This window comes from Streptomyces sp. RKND-216 (assembly GCF_004795255.1).
GTDB lineage: Bacteria > Actinomycetota > Actinomycetes > Streptomycetales > Streptomycetaceae > Streptomyces > Streptomyces hazeniae.
The window spans coordinates 131,189-145,539 of sequence record NZ_SSBQ01000002.1 but is presented as its reverse complement, the minus strand read 5'-3'; the positions used below and the strand labels follow the sequence as shown (position 1 = coordinate 145,539).

Annotated in this window: 13 protein-coding genes; 5 read left to right on the top strand and 8 right to left on the bottom strand. The window is 73.9% G+C overall.

The features are described from left to right. Positions 1–45 precede the first annotated feature (45 nt). Positions 46–519, bottom strand: a complete 474-nt coding sequence (locus tag E4198_RS00870) for a DUF6643 family protein (protein WP_136181426.1) — start codon at positions 517–519, stop codon at positions 46–48. A 181-nt stretch (positions 520–700) separates the two neighbouring features. After that, the gene (locus E4198_RS00865; protein ID WP_136181425.1) at positions 701–1,867 is read right to left on the bottom strand and encodes a glycosyltransferase; all 1,167 of its coding nucleotides are present in this window, start codon (positions 1,865–1,867) and stop codon (positions 701–703) included. Positions 1,868–1,938: 71 nt separating this feature from the next. On the opposite strand from E4198_RS00865, the gene E4198_RS00860 reads away from it, so the two are divergent. Further along, on the top strand, positions 1,939–2,742 hold the full coding sequence (locus tag E4198_RS00860; RefSeq protein WP_136181424.1) for an aspartate/glutamate racemase family protein: 804 nt from the start codon (positions 1,939–1,941) through the stop codon (positions 2,740–2,742). Between the two features lie 99 nt (positions 2,743–2,841). Then, complete coding sequence (locus E4198_RS00855; protein WP_136181423.1) at positions 2,842–3,357, top strand: NUDIX domain-containing protein; 516 nt, start codon at positions 2,842–2,844, stop codon at positions 3,355–3,357. A gap of 30 nt (positions 3,358–3,387) precedes the next feature. Here E4198_RS00855 and E4198_RS00850 read toward each other — a convergent pair whose 3' ends face one another. From E4198_RS00850 to dhaK, 3 genes are all read right to left on the bottom strand, one after another. Continuing rightward, a complete protein-coding gene (locus E4198_RS00850) occupies positions 3,388–3,801 on the bottom strand; it encodes a PTS fructose transporter subunit IIA (protein WP_136181422.1) in 414 nt (137 codons plus the stop codon). Next, the gene (dhaL, locus tag E4198_RS00845; RefSeq protein ID WP_136185101.1) at positions 3,794–4,399 is read right to left on the bottom strand and encodes a dihydroxyacetone kinase subunit DhaL; all 606 of its coding nucleotides are present in this window, start codon (positions 4,397–4,399) and stop codon (positions 3,794–3,796) included. Before dhaL ends, E4198_RS00850 begins: the two co-directional genes overlap by 8 nt. 115 nt (positions 4,400–4,514) lie before the next feature. Beyond that, the gene (dhaK, locus tag E4198_RS00840) at positions 4,515–5,507 is read right to left on the bottom strand and encodes a dihydroxyacetone kinase subunit DhaK (RefSeq protein ID WP_136181421.1); all 993 of its coding nucleotides are present in this window, start codon (positions 5,505–5,507) and stop codon (positions 4,515–4,517) included. A gap of 171 nt (positions 5,508–5,678) precedes the next feature. On the opposite strand from dhaK, the gene E4198_RS00835 reads away from it, so the two are divergent. Continuing rightward, positions 5,679–7,247: an NAD(P)/FAD-dependent oxidoreductase gene (locus tag E4198_RS00835; RefSeq protein ID WP_136181420.1), complete on the top strand. Its 1,569-nt coding sequence runs from the start codon at positions 5,679–5,681 to the stop codon at positions 7,245–7,247. A 75-nt stretch (positions 7,248–7,322) separates the two neighbouring features. On the opposite strand, the gene paaK is transcribed toward E4198_RS00835, so the two are convergent. Then, the gene (gene paaK, locus E4198_RS00830; protein WP_247597494.1) at positions 7,323–8,621 is read right to left on the bottom strand and encodes a phenylacetate--CoA ligase PaaK; all 1,299 of its coding nucleotides are present in this window, start codon (positions 8,619–8,621) and stop codon (positions 7,323–7,325) included. Between the two features lie 165 nt (positions 8,622–8,786). Between paaK and E4198_RS00825 the strand changes: the two genes are divergently transcribed. Continuing rightward, complete coding sequence (locus E4198_RS00825) at positions 8,787–9,284, top strand: hypothetical protein (protein WP_136181419.1); 498 nt, start codon at positions 8,787–8,789, stop codon at positions 9,282–9,284. On the opposite strand, the gene E4198_RS00820 is transcribed toward E4198_RS00825, so the two are convergent. After that, positions 9,274–11,190, bottom strand: a complete 1,917-nt coding sequence (locus tag E4198_RS00820; RefSeq protein ID WP_247597835.1) for an N-acetylmuramoyl-L-alanine amidase — start codon at positions 11,188–11,190, stop codon at positions 9,274–9,276. The genes E4198_RS00825 and E4198_RS00820 overlap by 11 nt on opposite strands. Before the next feature lie 273 nt (positions 11,191–11,463). Continuing rightward, positions 11,464–12,561 carry an aminoglycoside phosphotransferase family protein gene (locus E4198_RS00815; protein ID WP_136181418.1) on the bottom strand — a complete coding sequence of 366 codons (1,098 nt, stop codon included), beginning with the start codon at positions 12,559–12,561 and terminating at the stop codon, positions 11,464–11,466. Between the two features lie 255 nt (positions 12,562–12,816). Between E4198_RS00815 and E4198_RS00810 the strand changes: the two genes are divergently transcribed. Continuing rightward, positions 12,817–14,292, top strand: a complete 1,476-nt coding sequence (locus E4198_RS00810) for a hypothetical protein (RefSeq protein ID WP_136181417.1) — start codon at positions 12,817–12,819, stop codon at positions 14,290–14,292. Positions 14,293–14,351 lie beyond the last annotated feature (59 nt).

The window sequence follows — 14,351 nt, the reverse complement described above, 5'->3', positions numbered from 1 at the left end:
TCGCCGCCACGTCGTTCCCCGGCCCCGCGGCGCGGAGTCCGGAGGTCAGTACCCCCGGCCCTGGTACGGACGTCCGTACGGGTCGTCGTAGCCGCCCGGCATCTGCCGCGGCGCGGCGGGACGCGGGGCCACGGGGCGCATCTGGTGCTGCGGCTGCTGGCCGGCGCCCGGGTAGCCCTGCTGACCCTGGTGGCCGCCCTGCGGACCCGGGTGGCCGTAGCCGCGCTGCTGGCTCTGCTGCTGCGGGATGTACGGGGAGGGGGCCTGGTGGAGCGGCGCCGGCTGCTGGGCGGGATAGCCGTGCTGCTGCCCGTAGGGGTGCCCCTGCCCGGACGGGAGCGCGGGGAGCGCGGACGGCAGCGCGGGCAGGTGACTCCCGGTGTCGTACGCGGCGGGCACCCGGATCGGGGCGATCTGCGGGGTACCCCGCTCGGCCACGAGCATGTCGTAGATCGGGGTGTCGGGGAATGCAGGAGCAGCGTAGTAACCGCCGCCGTAGGTGCTGCGGGGGGAGGTCATAGTCCATAAGTTAAGCCCACGATGTGCTGGTTGGGGAGCCTGATAAGCGGGTCATTTTGCGCGTCACACATGACCGGACGTCACCAATTCGAGCGAAAGAGGGAAGAAACGGTCGCACCGGTGCCTTGTGTTCGTGTAAAGGGCATGATCCGGCCAACATCGGGCGGGGACGGGCCGGGAGTCAGGTGCCGGCGTACGTCCGGCCCTTCCACGCGGCACCCGCGCCACGGTGATGCCGGACCGCCGAGTCCACCGTCATCAGCAGGTACAGCACCGCCACGGCGGGCAGCGTCAACACCACCCACCACGGCACCCGGTGGTACCGCACGGCCGGCAGGTAGCTGAGCGTCATCAGCGCCCAGGCCGCCCAGCCGGCGGCATGCCCGGCGAGCGCCGTCGTGGGCGGCGCCACGTACACCAGCAGCAGACCCGCCACAGTCACGGCCAGCAGCGACCGGCTGTACCGCAGCTGGGCGTACGCGCTGCGCGCCACCATCGCCCACAGCGGAGCCAGTCCTTCGTACGGCCGTACGCTCGCCACCTCCTCCGCCAGGCCCAGCCACACCCGTCCGCCGCCGCGCTTCACCGCACGACCCACGGCGACGTCGTCGATCACCGCGCCGCGTACGCTCCCGGGGAGGCCCGCCCGGTCGGCGGAGTCCGCGTGCAGCAGCATGCAGCCGCCCGCCGCAGCCGCCGTACGGCCACCCGACCGGTTGACCCGGGAGAACGGGTACAGCTGCGCGAAGAAGTACACGAACGCCGGTACCACCAGGCGCTCCCAACCGGTGGTCACCCGCAGCCGGGCCATCAGCGAGACGAGGTCCAGGCCGCCGTCGCGCGCGGCGCGGACCAGGGCGTGCAGCGAGTCCGGCGGGTGCGCGATGTCGGCGTCGGTCAGCAGCAGGTACGTCGCCGCACCCCGCGAGCGGGCCACCGCTACGCCGTGCCGGACCGCCCACAGTTTGCCGGTCCAGCCCTGCGGGGGCGGTCCCGGGGAACACACGGTCAGCGGCAGCGCCCCGGGCACCGACGCGGCCAGTGTGCGGGCGAGGTCGCCGGTCTGGTCGCTGCTGCCGTCGTCGACCAGGACCACCTCGGCCGGGCCCGGGTACCGCTGGGTGAGCAGCGAGGGCAGCGTGAGAGGCAGCACGGCCGCCTCGTCGCGCGCCGGCACCACGATCGCCACCGGCGGCCACGGCTCCCCGTCCGCATCCGCCCGGGCCCCTTCGCCCGCCGGGTCGGCGTCCGGCAGCCGCACATCGGTGCGCCAGAAACCGCCGTGGGCGAGAAGCAGCCACAGCCACGCCGCCAGCGACAGCCACGAGGTCCACGTCAGCGCGTTCACCTGCGGCAGTCTGCCGCAGGGCGCCCGCACGCACCGGGAGCGCGGCGTGGCGATCGGTTAGAGTTTCCGCCGTGAAGATCGCGCTCGTGGACTCCGGAATCGGACTGCTGCCCGCCGCGGCCGCGGTACGCCGCCTCCGTCCCGACGCCGATCTGGTGCTCTCCAGCGACCCCGACGGACTGCCGTGGGGACCGCGCACCGCAGGTGACATCGCCGCCCGGGCGCTGGCCTGCGCGCGGGCCGCCGCAGCCCACCGTCCCGACGCGCTGATCGTCGCCTGCAACACCGCCTCCGTGCACGCACTGCCCGCTCTGCGCGCCGAACTTGAGCCGCTGGTACCGGTCGTCGGCACCGTGCCGGCCGTCAAGCCCGCCGCCGCCTCCGGCGGCCCGGTCGCGGTCTGGGCCACCCCGGCCACCACTGGGAGCGCCTACCAGCGGCGGCTGATCGGCGACTTCGGCAACGGCGCCCGGATCACCGAGGTGCCCTGCCACGGCCTCGCCGAGGCCGTCCAGTCCGGCGACGAGGATCGGATCGACGCGGCCGTCGCCGCCGCCGGGCGGCTGACCCCGGCCGGATCCCGCGCCGTGGTCCTCGGCTGCACGCACTACGAACTGGTCGGAGGGCGTATCCGCACCGCCGCCGCGCACGGCGGCCCCCTCCCCGAGCTGTACGGCTCCGCCGACGCCGTCGCCGCCCAGGCGCTGCGCCGCCTCGACACCGCGCCGGCCCCGCAGGCCCCGGCGACCGGCGGACTCACCGTCCTGCTCAGCGGCCGGCCCGGAGAGCTGCCGCAGGCGGCCCGCACCTACGCGGAGGGCCGCCTGCTCGCCGACGTGCTCCCCGCCCCGGCGGGCCGCCGCCCGCCCGCCTGACCCCGGCCCGCCCGCCCTCCGCGCCGAGGTCCCTCTCACGGACGAAGCCCCGCGGGGGAGGACGCCGCCGGCCGCGCTTCACGTCCTAGAGTCGGGCGCATGGCGACACCCGAGTTCATCCGCGCGATCCGTGCCACCGCCGGTCAGCAGCTGCTCTTCCTGCCCGGCGTCAGCGCGGTGGTGTTCGACGACGAGGAGCGGGTGCTGCTCGCCCGGCGCGCCGACACCGGCCGCTGGGCCATCATCGGCGGCATCGCCGAGCCGGGGGAGCAGCCCGCCGACACCATCGTGCGCGAGGTGCGCGAGGAGACCGCCGTCGAATGCGTTCCCGAGCGCATCATCTCCGTCCAGGGACTGGAGCCCATCCGCTACCCGAACGGCGACCGCTGCCAGTTCATGGACATCTCCTTCCGCTGCCGCGCCGTGGGCGGCGAGGCGCGGGTGAACGACGACGAGTCGCTGGAAGTGGGCTGGTTCGCGCAGGACGGCCTGCCCTCCCTGGAAGAGTTCGCGGTGCAGCGGATCAAGCGGGCAGCGCAGGAGGGCCCCGCCTGGTTCGCCTACGACGCGCCCACGGGCGGCGCCCCCGTACCCGAGGGGCCGCCGCCCGGCTGAACGGCCGTACCGGTGGGCGGCGGCGGGGCCTCAGACCTTCCGGTATTCGTACGCGTCCCGTGCCGCCGCTGCGACCGCCGCACGGTCCGCCCCGGCCGACGCGGAGACCACCGCGGCCACGGCGCCCTCCACGAAAGGGGCGTCCAGTAGTTCGCTGTCCTTCGGCAGTTCGTCCTCCGCCAGCAGCGCGCGTACGGTCAGCACCGCGCTGCCCAGGTCGGCGAGCAGCAGCACCCCGGCGCCCTCGTCCACGGACAGCGCCGCCTCCCGGATGGCGTCGGCGTCGGTGCCCAGCCCGCCGTCCGGCGCACCGCCCGCCGCCGCGACCGGCACCGACCCGCCTGTGCCCACCAGCCCGGACACCATCTGCGCGACCGCGGCCGCCACCTGCGAGCTGTGCGAGACGAGCACCAGGCCGACCCGCGGTTCCTTCTGCTCACTCACCGGCGCCCACCGCCTCCGCCAGCGCGGTCACCAGCAGCACCGAGGACGCGGCGCCGGGGTCCTCGTGGCCCACGCTCCGCTCGCCCAGGTAGCTCGCCCGGCCCCTACGAGCCCGCAGCGGCACGGTCGCCGCGGCACCCTCCGCCGCCGCCCGCCCGGCGGCGGCCAGCGCGTCGGCGAGATCCTCCCCGGACTCCAGCGCCTCCTCCAGCGCGGTCAGCGCCGGGAAAAGCGCGTCCAGCATCGTCTTGTCGCCCTCGACGGCGCCACCCAGTTGCGCCACGGCCTCCACACCGATGCGCAGCGCGGCCGCGACCTGGCGGCCGTCCGCCGCGGACTCGTCGCCGAGTGCTTTGCCGGCGCGGCGCAGCAGGGTGCCGTACAGCGGGCCGGAGGCGCCGCCGACCTTGGAGACCAGGAGCCGTCCGGAGAGCAGCAGCACCGGTCCGGGCCCGGAGGGCTGGTCGTCGCGCAGACCCTGCCGTACGGCCGTGAAGCCGCGCCGCAGGTTGGTGCCGTGGTCGGCGTCGCCGATCGGCGAGTCGAGCTCGGTGAGACGGTCCGCCTCACGGTCCACCGCGTCCGCGGCGGCGTTCATCCAGCGCAGTGCGCGCGTGGTGTCGAGTACGGAACCGGGGGAGTCGGGCAAGGGAGTCTCCTGACACGTCGGGCGACGGGAACACGGCGGGCGGAACGGGGGTGCACGGCGGGTCCTAGGCGCCCCAGCGCAGCCCGGGGGTGGCCACGGGAGCTTCCCACAGCCGCAGCATCTCCTCGTCCGCCCGGCACAGGGTGACCGACGCCCCTGCCATGTCGAGCGAGGTCACGTAGTTGCCGACCAGCGTGCGGGCCACCGGCACGCGGCGCTCCGCGAGCACCCGGTGCACCTCGCCCGCGAAACCGTACAGCTCCAGCAGCGGCGTTGCGCCCAGGCCGCTGACCAGCGCGAGCACCGGACCCTCCGGCCTCAGGTCGTCCAGCACCGCCTGCACCGCGAAGTCGGCGATCTCGCCGGAGGTCATCATGGCCCGGCGTTCCCGGCCGGGTTCGCCGTGGATGCCGATGCCCAGTTCCAGCTCGCCGGCGGGCAGGTCGAAGGTGGGGCCGCCCTTGGCGGGCGTGCTGCACGCGCTGAGCGCCACCCCGAAGCTGCGAGAGGACTCCGAGACGCGGCGGGCCAGGGCCTCCACCCGCTCCAGCGGCTCCCCGGCCTGCGCCGCCGCCCCGGCGATCTTCTCCACGAACAGCGTGGCCCCGGTGCCGCGCCGGCCCGCTGTGTGCGTGCTGTCCTCCACCGCCACGTCGTCCGCCACCAGCACGCTGGCGACCTGCACGCCCTCGTCCTCGGCCATCTCCGCGGCCATCTGGAAGTTGAGCACGTCGCCGGTGTAGTTCTTCACGATGAACAGCACACCCGCCCCGCTGTCCACGGCGGCCGCGGCGCGCACCATCTGGTCCGGCACCGGCGAGGTGAAGACCTCGCCCGGACATGCCGCGTCGAGCATCCCGAACCCGACGAACCCGCCGTGGAGCGGCTCGTGGCCGGAGCCGCCGCCGGAGATCAGCCCGACCTTCCCGGCCACCGGCGCGTCCCCGCGGAGCACGATCCGGTTCTCGACGTCCACGGTGAGGTCCGGATGCGCGGCGGCCACGCCGCGCAGCGCTTCCTCGACCACCGTCTCCGGCACATTGATCAGCTGTCGCATGGAGTCCTCCCGGCTGGCACCGACACCGAACACCTCACTCAACCAGGCTCGCACCGGGTGGGGAACGGCGCGACACTCGGGGATTCCCTAGATCGCCTCCCGGCCGTTCGTCGCCGCTCCCCCGGAGCCCCGCCCCTGGTCGGAGCGGGGAGGTCCGTGTAGACAGGGGGCATGCCAGACAAGCCCTCCTACGACGCCGTGATCGTCGGCGGCGGCCACAACGGCCTGGTCTCCGCCGCGTATCTCGCCCGCGCCGGCCTTTCCGTGGCCCTGCTGGAACGCTCCGACTACACCGGCGGCGCCGCCGTCTCCACCACCCCGTTCGTCGGCGTCGACGCCCGCCTGTCCGCCTACTCCTACCTGGTCAGCCTGCTGCCCCGGCAGATCGCCGACGATCTCGGGCTGCGCCTGCCGCTGCGCAAACGCGCCGTGTCCTCCTACACGCCCTCCGTCACCGGCGGCGCGGCCGGGGGCCTGCTGGTCACGGACGACGACGCCCGCACCCGTGACTCCTTCGCCCGCCTGACGGGCTCGGACCGGGAGTTCGAGGAGTGGCAGGACTTCTACGCCATGACCGCCCGCGTCGCCGAGCGGGTCTTCCCCACCCTCACCGGTCCGCTGCCCACGCGGGAGGAACTGCGTGCGGCCGTGGCCGACGACGCGGCCTGGGAGGCGCTGTTCGCACGTCCGCTGGGCGAGGAGATCGAGCGGCGCTTCCGCGACGACCTGGTGCGCGGCGTGGTGCTCACCGATGCCCTGATCGGCACGTTCTCGCACGCCCACGACCCGTCGCTGGCCCAGAACCGGTGCTTCCTCTACCACGTCATCGGCGGCGGCACCGGCGACTGGGACGTTCCCGTCGGCGGCATGGGCGCGGTCACCGGGGCACTCGCCGACGCCGCCCGCTCGGCCGGTGCCGAACTGCTCACCGGGCACCACGTGCACCGGATCGCGCCGGACGGCGCGGGCGCCGAGGTCCACTACAGCACCGGCGGCACCGAGGGCATGGTGGCCGCCCGGCACGTGCTGGTCGGCGCGTCCCCCGAGGCCCTGGCCGCGATGCTGGGTGAGGAGCCCGCCGAGCGTGCCTCCGGGTCGCAGCTCAAGGTCAACATGCTGCTGCGCCGGCTCCCACGGCTGCGGGACACCGCGGTGGACCCGAGGGAGGCATTCGCCGGCACCTTCCACATCGCTGAGGGGTATCAGGCGCTCGCCGACGCGCACCGGCAGGCGGCGGACGGCCGGGTGCCGTCGGCGCCCCCGTCCGAGATCTACTGCCACTCGCTCACCGACCCCTCGATCCTGGGCCCGGACCTGGTCGAGCAGGGATACCAGACGCTCACCCTGTTCGGGCTACTGATGCCCGGGGAACTGTTCACCGGCGACAACGACGCCCGGCGCGCGGAGGTGCTGAAGGCCACGATCGCCCAGCTCGACGCCCACCTGGACGAGCCGCTGGCCGACTGCCTGGCCGTGGACGCCGAGGGGCGGCCCTGCATCGAGGCCAAGACGCCGGTCGATCTCGAACGCGAACTGCGGCTGCCCGGCGGCCACATCTTCCACGGCGACCTGGCCTTCCCCTACCGGGACCCCGACGCCGGGCGGTGGGGCGTGGAGACCGGGCACGCGGGCGTCCTGCTGTGCGGGTCGGGTGCGGTGCGCGGCGGCGGCGTCAGCGGGGTGCCGGGGCACAACGCGGCGATGGCTGTCCTCGAGGCGGAGGGCCGGAAGTCCGGCTGAGCGTCCGACGCGGGCGCCCCCGCGCGGCGGGCGGTGTCCCGGGCTCCCGGGCCCCGGGCTCCCGGGACACCGGCGTCACTCCCGCTCGTCGACGATGCGCCTGATCTTGCCGACCGAGCGTTCCAGCGTCTCCGGTTCGGTGATCTCCACCGCCACGGAGACGCCGATGCCGTCCTTCACTTCGCGCGCGATCGTCTCCACCGCCTCGGTGCGCTGCTCCGGTGTCGCAGCCGACCGCGCCTCGGCCCGCACCGTCAGCCGGTCCATCCGGCCCTCGCGGGTCAGCCGCAGCTGGAAGTGCGGCGCCACACCGGGCGTACGCAGCACGATCTCCTCGATCTGCGCGGGGAAGAGGTTCACTCCGCGCAGGATGATCATGTCGTCGCACCGTCCGGTGACCTTCTCCATGCGCCGGAACGCCGGCCACGCCGTCCCCGGAAGCAGCCGGGTCAGATCCCGGGTCCGGTAGCGGATCACCGGCATCGCCTCCTTGGTGAGCGAGGTGAAGACGAGTTCGCCCGTCCCGCCCTCCGGCACCGGCTCCCCGGTGACCGGGTCGACGATCTCCGGCAGGAAGTGGTCCTCCCACACGTGCAGGCCGTCCTTGGTCTCCACGCACTCCTGCGAGACGCCTGGGCCCATGACCTCCGACAGGCCGTAGATGTCCACGGCGTCGATGCCGGCGCGTTCCTCGATCTCCTGGCGCATCTCCTCCGTCCACGGCTCGGCACCGAAGATCCCGGTCCGCAGCGAGGAGCTCCGCGGGTCGACGCCCTGCCGATCGAACTCGTCCAGCAGGGTGAGCATGTAGGACGGGGTGACCATGATGATCTCCGGACGGAAGTCCTGGATCAGCCGCACCTGCCGGGCCGTCATCCCGCCCGAGGCGGGCACGACCGTGCAGCCGAGCCGCTCCGCGCCGTAGTGCGCGCCGAGCCCGCCCGTGAACAGGCCGTAGCCGTAGGCGACATGGACGAGGTGCCCGGGCCGGCCGCCCGCGGCGTGAATGCTCCTGGCCACCAGGTCCGACCAGATCTCGATGTCCCGCTCGGTGTAGCCGACGACCGTCGGCTGACCCGTGGTGCCACTGGAGGCGTGCACACGGCGCAGCCGTTCCCGCGGCACGGCGAACATCCCGAACGGGTACTGCTCGCGCAGGTCGTCCTTCACGGTGAACGGGAAACGTGCCAGGTCCTCCAGGCTCCGGCAGTCCTCGGGCCGCACCCCCGCAGCGTCGAAGGCCCGCCGGTAGTGGTCCACGTTCTCGTACGCGTGGTGGAGCGTGGCGCGCAACCGCTCCAGCTGCAGCGCGCGCAGCTCCTCTCCGGACAGCCTGCGCGCGGCGTCGACGGCCTCGGTGACCTGCATGTGCATCGCCCCAACCGATCATTCGGTAGCTTGATCCCGTTCAAACAACCAGGAAGCGTCGAGGTCCGTCAAGGGGTCGCTGCCGGCGGACTCCGCATTCCGCCTCCGGCCGGTCCTGCGCCCGCCCGACCGCACCGTGGCCCCCGGTGGCCGCGACGTACCATGGCGGGCATGTCCTTCCTCCGCCGCCGCAGCGCCCCCGTCCCCGCCGGGCCCGACTTCGACGTCCTGGCCATGGACCCGTCCGACTGGCCCGGGAACCTGGGTGCCGGACTGCTGCCCGCGCCGGACGGCACCTGCCAGGGCGTCTTTTTGCGCTACGACCTCTTCGGCGGCCGGGGCCCCGCGATGATCATCGGCAACCTCCCCGCGGGTTCGCCGTTCCGCGACCTGGGGGAGGGGCAGGTCCCGCTGGAGGTGGCCCAGTTGCTCGCCGCACTGGAGGACGAGGAGCAGGTCGAGGTCTTGGCCGTCGAGGACGATCCGGTGATGCACGAGGACAACCTGCTGATCGTCCGGCGGGTGAAGTGCACCGAGGAGCGCATCTCCTGCGTGCAGTTCGACCGCAGCGACGGCGTGCTGGTCACCATCGCCTCCTGGGACCGGCCCATCACCAGCGACCTGTACGCGCTGCTCAAGCCGCTCCCGCCGGAGATCTTCAGACCGTAGTCACGCGCACGTCCCGGGCGTCGACGAACGCGACCCGGTGCCCGAACTGGACCTGCACGTAGCGCCGTTCCCCGCGCACCAGCACCGCCTTCCTGCCCGACGGGTCGTAGCTCTGCGCCGACAGGAAGCTGCCGCGGGTACGCAGGCCGACCACGTACCGCTGTCCGGCCTTCAGTTCGTACGGCAGCCGCTCGATGGCCTGCACGGGCACGTCCTCCGGGTAGGCGCCCGCCTCGGGGTAGGCGCGGCCGTACACGGCGACGGGGCCCCTGCCCTCCTTCGGGGTGACGACCCTGCCCCGGGCGGGCACCGCCGTCGGCCGGTCGGCGGGGTTGTGGAACCAGGCCTTCTGGCCGAGGTACCAGATGGCGGTCCAGTCGCCGTCGCGGCCGGCGAGGGCGTACTGCTGGCCGGTGGTGGCCCGGGCGCCGGTGTCGTTGACGCCGGTGGTCGACGGGTCGCCGTCCGGGCGCAGGCCGATGTCCTTCACCAGTGGGGCGTCCGGGTCGGGGGCGGTGTGCAGGCGGACGGCGGCGGAGCCGTGCGGGGCGCACGGGTCGCCGGAGTCGTCGCAGCGGGTGTAGACCGGCCGGTGCGCGTCGTAGTCGGGCAGGATCGTCACCATGTCCGCGCCGCGCCAGGAGCCTTCGGGGCGGAAGGGGGCGCCGAGCAGGCGGAAGTAGTGCGCCCAGTCCCAGTACGGGCCGGGGTCGGTGTGCATGCCGCGGACGGCGGACGGGGTGGTGCCCGGCACGTTGTCGTGGCCGAGGACGTGCTGACGGTCCAGCGGAATGTCGTACTTCTTCGCCAGATACCGCACCAGGCGGGCGGAGGAGCGGTACATCGCCTCGGTGTACCAGGCGTCCGGGTCGACGAGGAAGCCCTCGTGCTCCAGGCCCACCGACCTGGCGTTGACGTACCAGTTGCCCGCGTGCCAGCCGACGTCCCGGGTCCTGAGGTGCTGCGCCACGTGCCCGTCGGAGGACCGCAGGGTGTAGTGCCAGGAGACGTAGTCGGGGTTCTCGATCAGACTGGTGGCGCCGTTCCAGTACCCCTCCACGTCGTGCACCACGACGTAGTCGATGGGGCCCACGGCCGGGCGCCGTGCGCGGTCGTGGTTGCCGTAGTCGGTGGAGCTGTCCTCCTTCTCCCACCGTTCGTAGGCCGCCGGCTGCCAGGTGCAGGACAGCTGCGCCGGGCACTCCACCGGGCCGTCCGGGGCGCCCGCGCGCACGCCGGGCCCGGACGCCCGCCCGCGCCCCGGACGCAGGGCCGGCGAGGGCTCGAGCTCCACCGGCTGCCCCGAGTCGGTGACCCTCCGCGCCCCTCGACGCAGCACGGAGAACACCTCCTCGGCGAACGCGGCGGCCGTGGTCTCGTCGTCCGCTCCGGAGTAGGCGGCGACCGCGCCGAACCAGTCCGCGGGGTCCTCGCTCGCCGGGAGACCCAGCTCCCGCTGCGCCTGCGCCAGCAGCGCCGCACCGCCCGCGATGTTCGCCGCCGGGTCCTCCCGCAGCCGCTCCGCCGCGATCCCCGTAAGCTCCGCCGCCTCCGGCAGCGTCCGCAGCCGCTCCGGCACCCGCCCGGCCTCCCGGCCCTCGCCCGCCCGGGCGGTCTGGGACAGCCCCGCCACGTCCAGCGGCCGCGCCGTGTCGCCCCGCGGATCCTCCGCACCCCCGTGATGGTGCTCCCCGGCCTCCGCCAACGCCGTCCGCAGATCCGTCAGATGCATCGGCCCGTACCCGCCCGACACGCTCGCCGCACCCGCATGCCCGTCCCACCGCGACTGCAAGTACGACACCCCCAGCAGCACACTCCGCGGCACCTCGTACCGCTCCGCCGCCCGCTGGAACGCCCCCTGCAGGGAGCCGGCCGGCGGCTCGCCCGGGCGGGCGGAAGCGAGCACGGGAGTGGCGGCGGCCGTCTGCAGCAGCAGTACGGCGGCACAGATCCCCGCCGCGGTGCGTCCGGGTCCGCGCGAGGAGGAGGCGGCGGGGCGAGAGCCCCCGCCGGGGGAACGGGGAAGGGAACCGGGTGAGCCGAACACGGCGGTCTCCTCGGCGGCTGGTGCGGTCCGGGTACCGGGGAGGTATTGACCCCGTGGGTGGCCCCCAATCACCGCCGTACGGGTGCCACGCCGCCGCCGCGCCCGGCGCCGGGCGCGGCGGCGGCGCGCGGGTCAGCCGGTGCCCACCGCCGCACGTACCGCCCGGCGCGCCAGCCCGCAGTCGTCGTGCAGCCGCCGCAGCAGCAGCCGCTGCTCCTCGCCGACGGTCATCGCGCCCGACCCGTCCGGGCAGGGCACGGACCCGGCCGGCGCGGGGCCCGGTCCGCGCATCGTGCGCTGCACCGCCGTCTCGTAGGTGCGGATCTCTCGGGTGAGCACGAGCATCAGGTTCACCAGGAAGGCGTCCCGGGCGGCGGGACCGGCGGCCTGTGCGAGCTGGCTGATCTGACGCCGAGCCAGCGGGGCGTCGCCGAGCACGGACCACAGTGTCGCCAGGTCGTACCCGGGCAGGTACCAGCCGGCGTGCTCCCAGTCGACCAGCACCGGACCGTTCGGGGACAGCAGGACGTTGGACAGCAGGGCGTCCCCGTGGCAGAACTGCCAGGCCGCACCGGGCCGGCCGCCCGGACGCGTGGCCCCGTGCAGCAGTTTCTGCAGGTCGCCCATGTCCCGGTCGGTGAGCAGCCCCAGCTCGTGGTAGCGGCCCAGCCGCGCCGGATAGTCCAGCGGCCGGTCGAACGCGTCCGCCGGGGGCCGCCACATGTTCAGCCGGCGCAGCGCTCCCATCACCGTGCGCACCTCGTTCCCCGACGGAGTCTCGAACGGGTGGCGCTGCAGTGCGGCGGGACGTCCGGGCATCCGCTCGGTCACCAGCATCCCGCCGTCCGGGTCGGCGGCCACCAGCCGGGGCGCCCGCACCGGCGGCCTGAGCCGGGTGAACGACCGGTACACCGCGCCCTCGTGCTGGAACCGCTCCACCCACGCGGGAGAGGTGTCCAGTAAACACTTGGCGACCACCGGCCGCGGCCCGACGGTTCCGGCCAGCAGCACCGAACGGCCGCTGCGCCGCAGCAGTTGGACGGGCCGGAAGTCGGGGCAGATCCGGTGTACCGAGGCGATGACGGCACGCAGCTGCGCCCCCTGCGTGCCGGACAGGTCGAGCCTGCCGCTGAAGGGTGCCGGGCCTCCGGGCGCCCGGCGGTTCCTGCCCCCGAACTGGGTGGAACGGGGCCGGGGCGGGGCGGCCACGGGGGACGTTGCTGAATACATGGGTGAGCAGTTCCCTTCGTGCGCCGACGGTTGACGTGCGCCCCCGGCCCGGAGGAGGGAACCGGAGCAGACCGGTGCACCCTGGGGAATGCGGATCGCGACGGGACCGCTCCCCGGGCCGGGTGGCGCGTTCCTACAGCACACCCGTCCGCGGGTGGCACACCATCTGGCGAACCCTGGCGAACCCTGGCGAATGCTCGAAGCCGCGTCCGGTGCGGGCTACTGTCAACTCAGCCGAGAACCTGGGGGCTTGACGTGAACAAGGAACCCAACTCCCGTCTGGCGGACCTGTTCGGCATGGCCGGCTGGTCCAAGGGCGAACTCGCGAGACGGGTCAACCGGCAGGCGGCGGCCATGGGCCATCCGCAGCTGGCGACCGACACCTCGCGCGTGCGGCGCTGGATCGACATGGGGGAGACCCCGCGTGATCCGGTGCCGAAGGTGCTGGCAGCCCTGTTCACCGAGCGACTCGGTCGTGTCGTGACCACCGAGGACCTCGGGTTCCGCAGATCAGCACAAGCAGGGGACAGGCAGTCCGCCGACGGACTGCCCTGGGCCCCGGAGCGGATGGCCGCGGTCCTCACCGAATTCACGGGAATGGACCTCATGCTCAACCGACGCGGCTTGGTGGGCGCGGGCGCTGCGCTCGCCGCAGGATCGGCACTCAGCGGTGCCCTCCACGACTGGCTCCGGGCGGATCCCGCCTCGGCTGCCGGTACCCTCCACAACCCACTCGACCCCGACTCCACTCTCCTCGACCGCTACGAGGCCGCCCCCGTGGGCGTCCAGGAGGTCGAAGCCCTCGAGCACTCCGTCGAGGTCTTCCGCGCCTGGGACGCCGCCAGAGGCGGGGGGCTCCAGCGCAAGGCCGTGGTCGGTCAGCTGAACGAGGTGGGCGGCATGCTCGCCTACCATCACAGTCCGCAACTCCAGCACCGGCTGTGGGGCGTCGCCGCGAACCTTGCGGTCCTCGCCGGATGGATGTCCCACGACGTGGGCCTGGAACCGACGGCGCAGAAGTACTTCGTCATCGCCGCGCACGCCGCGCGAGAGGGCGGCGACCGGCCGCGGGCCGGCGAGGCGCTCTCCCGGGCCGCCCGCCAGATGGTGCACCTGGGCCGCCCGGACGACGCGCTGGACCTGATGAAGCTCGCCCAGTCCGGTTCCGGCGAGGAGACCCTACCCCGTACCCGCGCCATGCTCTGCACCGTGGAGGCATGGGCGCAGGCTTCCATGGGGCGCGGCCAGGAGATGCGCCGCACCCTCGGCCGGGCCGAGGAACTGTTCGCCTCCGACCCCGGCGACGTGCCGCCGCCGAGCTGGATGCAGATCTTCAAGGAGGAGGACCTGTACGGCATGCAGGCCCTCGCCTACCGCACCCTCGCCGAGCACGACCCCGGCGTGGCCGGCCAGGCCCAGTTGTACGCCGAGAAGGCGCTCGCACTGCGCGTCGACGGCCGGCAGCGGTCCAAGATCTTCGACTACCTCACGATGGCGTCGGCCTGCTTCATCGCCGACGACCCCGACCAGGCCGACCGGTACGCCCGGCTGGCGTTGCTGAGTATCGGGCAGACGTCGTCCCACCGCACCTGGGACCGGCTGCGCGAGATGTACCGCCTCACCGGACGGTACGCGGGGCAGGGGGAGATCGATGGCCTGCGCGAGGAAGTGCGGCAGTCGCTCCCCAAGGCCCCTCGCGGCGCACGGACCAGGGGCGTGAGCGCCGTGTGAACGGCTCCCCGGGCGCCGGAAGCCGCCGTCAGGTGCCGCCACGCGCTCACCGCTCTCGC

Bases quoted from the DNA above. Each gene is read 5' to 3' on its own strand.
- paaK (WP_247597494.1), bottom strand. From the start codon at position 8,621: ATGCACATGCAGGTCACCGAGGCCGTCGACGCCGCGCGCAGGCTGTCC.
- E4198_RS00870 (WP_136181426.1), bottom strand. From the start codon at position 519: ATGACCTCCCCCCGCAGCACCTACGGCGGCGGTTACTACGCTGCTCCT.
- E4198_RS00855 (WP_136181423.1), top strand. From the start codon at position 2,842: ATGGCGACACCCGAGTTCATCCGCGCGATCCGTGCCACCGCCGGTCAG.
- dhaL (WP_136185101.1), bottom strand. From the start codon at position 4,399: ATGAACGCCGCCGCGGACGCGGTGGACCGTGAGGCGGACCGTCTCACC.
- E4198_RS00835 (WP_136181420.1), top strand. From the start codon at position 5,679: ATGCCAGACAAGCCCTCCTACGACGCCGTGATCGTCGGCGGCGGCCAC.
- E4198_RS00825 (WP_136181419.1), top strand. From the start codon at position 8,787: ATGTCCTTCCTCCGCCGCCGCAGCGCCCCCGTCCCCGCCGGGCCCGAC.
- E4198_RS00815 (WP_136181418.1), bottom strand. From the start codon at position 12,561: ATGTATTCAGCAACGTCCCCCGTGGCCGCCCCGCCCCGGCCCCGTTCC.
- dhaK (WP_136181421.1), bottom strand. From the start codon at position 5,507: ATGCGACAGCTGATCAATGTGCCGGAGACGGTGGTCGAGGAAGCGCTG.